At 59.9% G+C, this 5,148-nt stretch carries 5 protein-coding genes and 1 pseudogene; 5 read left to right on the top strand and 1 reads right to left on the bottom strand.

Features of this window, described 5'->3' with window-relative positions; genetic code table 11:
- The 5 genes from ACO48X_RS00730 to ACO48X_RS00710 form a co-directional block, all read left to right on the top strand.
- On the top strand, window positions 1-263 hold a 263-nt coding region (locus tag ACO48X_RS00730), incomplete at its 5' end, for a response regulator transcription factor (protein WP_484999579.1).
- A gap of 222 nt (window positions 264-485) precedes the next feature.
- A complete protein-coding gene (locus ACO48X_RS00725) occupies window positions 486-1,091 on the top strand; it encodes a Panacea domain-containing protein (RefSeq protein WP_484999577.1) in 606 nt (201 codons plus the stop codon).
- Between the two features lie 9 nt (window positions 1,092-1,100).
- Window positions 1,101-1,685 carry a hypothetical protein gene (locus ACO48X_RS00720; protein WP_484999575.1) on the top strand — a complete coding sequence of 195 codons (585 nt, stop codon included), beginning with the start codon at window positions 1,101-1,103 and terminating at the stop codon, window positions 1,683-1,685.
- A gap of 271 nt (window positions 1,686-1,956) precedes the next feature.
- Window positions 1,957-3,279 (top strand): C1 family peptidase, encoded by a 1,323-nt coding sequence (locus tag ACO48X_RS00715; protein ID WP_484999573.1) that lies wholly within the window; start codon window positions 1,957-1,959, stop codon window positions 3,277-3,279.
- Window positions 3,280-3,337: 58 nt separating this feature from the next.
- Entirely contained in the window at window positions 3,338-4,405 is a 1,068-nt protein-coding gene (locus ACO48X_RS00710) for a hypothetical protein (protein ID WP_484999571.1), read from the top strand.
- Window positions 4,406-4,793: 388 nt separating this feature from the next.
- Here the strand turns inward: ACO48X_RS00710 and ACO48X_RS00705 are convergent.
- Window positions 4,794-5,148, bottom strand: a pseudogene (locus ACO48X_RS00705) (NADP-dependent phosphogluconate dehydrogenase); the annotation flags it as partial.

Genomic DNA, 5,148 nt, shown 5'->3' with positions numbered 1-5,148 from the left:
ATGAAAGGGCGGCGAGAGCCGTGACGCAGAGCGTGAGAGGCGGCTCTTCGGCCGGCGGCGGAGTCGAAGGGCTGTCCGAACAAGAAAAGCGGGTCCTGGCGCTCGCGGCGGAGGGGATGACGAACCGTCAGATCGCGACGGCCTTGGGCGTGGGCGCGGCCACGGTCAAGACATACTTTTCCCGGGCTTTCGCCAAGCTCGGCGTCGTCGATCGGACGTCCGCTGTGGTCGAGGCGATGAGGCGCGGCGAAATCGACGCGTGATGCGCGGACATGAGTATTGAGAAGGACGCAAAGCTGTGAAGATGTAAAGCAAAATCCAGTAATTTACTCGATGAGGTATATCGAAAAAATAATCGATAAACATGGCCTGCGCATGGCGTGTGAGGTTCGTTTCTTCTTTGGATGAGGGTGGTGTGCGGCACCAGTGTGTGGCAAGCTAATTATGAATCGATCATCCGAGCACAAGTGAAAAGGGTCAGGACAATGGCAGTGACGACGGTTTTCGATGTTGCCGACGCACTCCTTGAGCGCGCCCCGGGACACAGGCTCGAGACCCTCAAGTTGCAGAAATTGTGCTTCTATGTGTTTGGGTGGTATGCCCACCAAACGGGGGTGGCGCTGTTCGACGAGCGATTCTACGCCATGCCGAAAGGCCCGGTTGTGGGGGAGCTTCTCAGCGCGCATGCGGGCAAAGCTGCTTTCTCACAGGAACAGCTCGGCAAACAGTTTGACGAGCACGATCTAGACCGCGACGGTCTCGATCTTTATGTCGATGAAATCGTCGACGCCGTATGGCGGTGTTACGGGAAGCTTAGCGCCGGTGAACTCGTGGATCTGACTCACGAAGAACAAGTGTGGATCGACGCCTGGGAACATCGCCCGGAAGGCGCTCGCCGTGGCGACCTTTCGCAAGAAGAGATTGTTGGTTACTTCCTGCATCGTCGCTTCACGTCCTTCGAGGAGGGGAGGCTTGATCTCCCGGACAGCCGGGTAACATTCGTCGATGCGGATTGGCTTTCCGGGCTCGATTCACGGGACAATCTGATCTCCGAGGAGTTCATCGCCGATGTCGTTGCTGCCCTACGTTGAGGCGGCATAGTGGATTATCGAATAGAGGCCCTGACAGCGGATCGTCTTTCCGTTGCCCAGTTTGACTGTGGGCACGGAAACTCTTTGGGAAGATGGCTTGAAGATAAGGCCTTGGGGTATCAAAAGGAGCATCTCTGCCGTGTCCACGTCATGATCGACGAGAAAAACAGTGACCGTCTGTGCGGATTTTTCACGCTATCGGCCCATCAGATTATAACCGAGGAGATTGCGAGGAAAGATCGGCGAGACGATCCCAAGAACGGATCAATCGCTGGTTCCCTTGAGGGACATCCAAGTTTGTTGCTTGGCAAGTTTGCGCTTGATAAGGATTATCAGGGAAGCAAGGTCAGTTCGGTTCTCATGCACTTCGTCTATCAGGCTTTCCTGGCGTCGCTCCAGTATTCTGGTGCACGGTATCTTGTTGCTGAGGTCCGCGAAGACGCTCTTCGAAGGGTGTATCGGGATAAGTTCAAGTTTGCTTTGTCGCCATCGGCAGGTAAAAACGGTAAGAGAACGTACTACAAGAAAACCGCAGACATTTGTGAAGAAGTTCGGCGAGTGGATGCTGCCCTTCGTGGCGAGCGCCCTGATTAGCGTATCGTTCGGCGGTTTTCGGCGCTTAGAAGGATTCCCGAACGCGGACCCTGTAGCGCTCGTCGCCCGCGGGTTCTGAATCGGCCGTGGTGGGGGCGCGTCGCACGTCGCGCGGTTTGGATCGTCCCTACTAGAGCGTTTGCACGTCCCTCTGGTCCCCCAGGTCCACATGTGGACAGGCCGTACGAGGGCGGAATTCCGGCGTAAAATGAGGCAATGCTCAGGATGGAGGCCTTGCGATTGGCGGGGCCCGCGGGACAAGGAGGAGCTTATGACCGATGATTCTTTGACCGGGGAGGAAGTGCGGGGCTTCGCCGCGGCCTTTTCCGTCGACCGCACCGCTCGGATCGTCCAGAACGCCGTCGCCGAGACGCCCATCGACAAGGTGGCGATGGATCGGGAGATCGTCACGTCGATCGACCCGTCCGTGTCCGTCAAAATCGACACGTGGCCTATCACGAACCAGAAGAAATCCGGCCGCTGCTGGCTGTTCTCCGGCCTCAACACGCTCAAGTCGGCCGTCTACGAGCACACCGGCGTCGAGGAATTCGAGTTTTCCCAGAACTACCAGCATTTTTGGGACAAGCTCGAGAAGGCTAACTACTTCCTGACGTCGATGATCGAGCTCGCCGACCGCGACGTCGACGACCGCACCGTCCGTTACCTGTTGTCGAACCCGATCGACGACGGCGGCCAGTGGAACATGTTCGTCGCGCTCGTCGAGAAATACGGAGTCGTGCCGAAGTACGCGATGCCGGAGACGGAATCCTCGTCCAATACCCGCGCGATGAACCAAACGCTCCAAAAGCTGCTGCGCAGGGGTGCCCGCGACGTTCGGCGGGCATCCGCCGAAGGGACCGATCCGGGCGAGGTCAAGGCCGCCGTGCTGGAACAGGTTTACAGGGTCCTCGCCATTCACCTGGGGACGCCGCCGCAGCGCTTCGTCTGGCAGTGGCGCAACAAAGACGGCGAATTCGGGCGCGAAGGCGAAATGACGCCCCTCGAGTTCGCGGCAAGGTATCTGCCTGATTTGAGCGAGTATGTGTGCCTCGTCAACGATCCCCGGCCGAGGTCGCCCTACAACGCCCTGTTCACCGTGGACAGGCTCGGCAACGTCGTGGGCGCCAAGCCGGTCGTCTACCTCAACGTGTCGATCGAGGTGATCCGCAGGGCGACGTCGGAAACCCTCGAATCGGGAAAGCCCGTGTGGATGGGATGCGACACCGCCAAACAGTGCGACTCGAAGCTCGGCATCTGGGACGGGCGCCTCTTCGATTACGAGGGCACGTACGGCATCGACCTGGAGATGACGAAGGCCGAGGAGCTCCAGTACGGCGAGGCTCAGATGACGCACGCCATGGTTTTCACCGGGGTCGACATCCTCGACGGGGAGACCCGCCGTTGGCGGATCGAGAACTCCTGGGGTGACGAGATCGCCGACAAAGGCTTCTTCACCATGAACGACTCGTGGTTCGACCAGTATGTATTCGAGGTGGCCGTCCACCGCGACCGTCTCCCCGCCGATCTGCTTGCGGTGCTCGACTCCGAGCCGATCGTGCTGCCCGCGTGGGATCCGATGGGCTCGCTCGCCTGAGGGGAGGCATTCGCAGATGCCGAGGACGTGGACGCCCGTGAAACTTCGGATTGTGAGGGTGGCAGTGCGCACGGTTTTCGCCGTCGTCGCGCTGTCTGTGATCGGCTGGCTGTATTTGGGGTCCATCACTATCCAAGCTCCTAATGACGGTCCACCGTTGGAGTGCGAGCCCTTGGGGAAGGGCGGTCCCAACAGCTACCACATGAAGGGTTTTCCCGATCCTGAAGCTTTGAAAAGAGTCCAGAGCTATATGGATTATGAACTAGATGCGCCTAGGCGAAGTGATTCGGATACAAAGAACGCATTCTTGAAAGATTGGAAACTGGAATGTCAGCGGGCAAGGGAAGGACGGCGGGATCTTCTCAGCATTATTGCCGTTGTGTCTGCCACCGTCTTCTTGGCGTTGGGCTCGCGACGTCCGTTTCCTGGGCGATTTACGTCCGGAGAGTCTGATCCGCCGAGGTCGAAGGGGATGCCGTTGGCGGCAAAACTGCGGATTGCCCAGGCAGCGGTGCGCACAGTTTTCGCAGCGGCTGCGCTTTCCGTCATTGGTTGGCTTTATCTTGGAACGCCTACTTTTCAAGCGCCAGATTCAGCGACGCTCAAGTGCGCGCCTTTGGGGAGCTTGGATTCGAACGGTTATTACATGGCCGACAGTGACCTTGACGACCAGGGCTGGATCGAACACTATTTGAATAACGAGGTGGATCCAACTAAACGGTTTGATCTCAGTGTCAAGAAGACGCTTGTGAAGAATTGGGAGCACAGCTGCGAGCTAGTCAGAGAGGGGCGGCGAGATCTTCTCATCATCGTTTTAGTCTTGTCCGCGACTATTTTCCTTGCCTTGGGTTCGCCGCGTCCGTTCCCCAAGCTGTTCAAGTCGGCGTCGACGCTGCCCGATCCTTCGACACCGAACTATTTTTCGACACCGACGCTGCGCGATTCCTCGGCACGGACGCCGAGCGATTCCTCGCCGCAGGGTGAAACTGCTGAGACCGATGCCGCTGCGCCACCGGAGAGTCTACGGCCAGCGGAGAGTCCAAATAGGGGACGGACCCGACCCGAGACGATCCGGCTCGGGACAGCGCGTCTTCGAGCAAAGAAGGGCATATCTGGCGGGATGTAGGCGTCTCGGCGGAAGCTCCGGCCCGTCGCCCCGCAAATGGCAGGATGCCGCGAGGCCGAGGGTTTCCTGGATGCGGGTCGCTGCGCACGCAAGAGCATGCAAGAACAGGACCTAGATGCATGATCAGGACCGAAATGTGGTCCTTTTCTTGCACCCAGGTCCTGTTCATCGGGGTCAGTCAGGCTCACCGGGCAGTCGACCAGCGCTTGCGAGCGCCGCGACAGCGCACTAGCCCCGCTACGACAGCTGACCAGCAGCCGCGACAGCTCCCCGGCCCCGCTACGGCGGATCACCAGCAGCCGCGACAGCTCCCCGGCCTCGTCGAGACAACTCCCCAGCCGCCGCGCCGAGCCAACGAGGCGGACGCTGGTCGGCTTGGGCCGGTCGGCTACTCCTCGATCTCGCTGCGGTCGCGGCTCCACAGTGTGTGGAACGTGCCCTCGCGATCGACGCGCTTGTACGTGTGAGCGCCGAAGAAATCGCGCTGCCCCTGGATGAGGTTCGCGGGAAGCTCGGCCGCGCGGACGCCGTCGTAGTAGGCGAGCGACGAAGCGAAAGCCGGGATCGGAACGCCGGTGAGCGCGCTGAAGCTCACGATGCGCCGCCAGGACTCCACGGACTTGCCGATCTCGCCGGCGAAATAAGGGTCGGCCAGAAGCAGCGGGAGCTTCGGGTCCCGCTCGTAGGCCTCGGTGATGCGGTTGAGGAAGACGGCGCGGATGATGCAGCCGCCGCGCCAGATG

This window comes from Peptidiphaga sp., from assembly GCF_057238965.1.
This window is presented reverse-complemented; position numbering and strand designations above follow the sequence as displayed.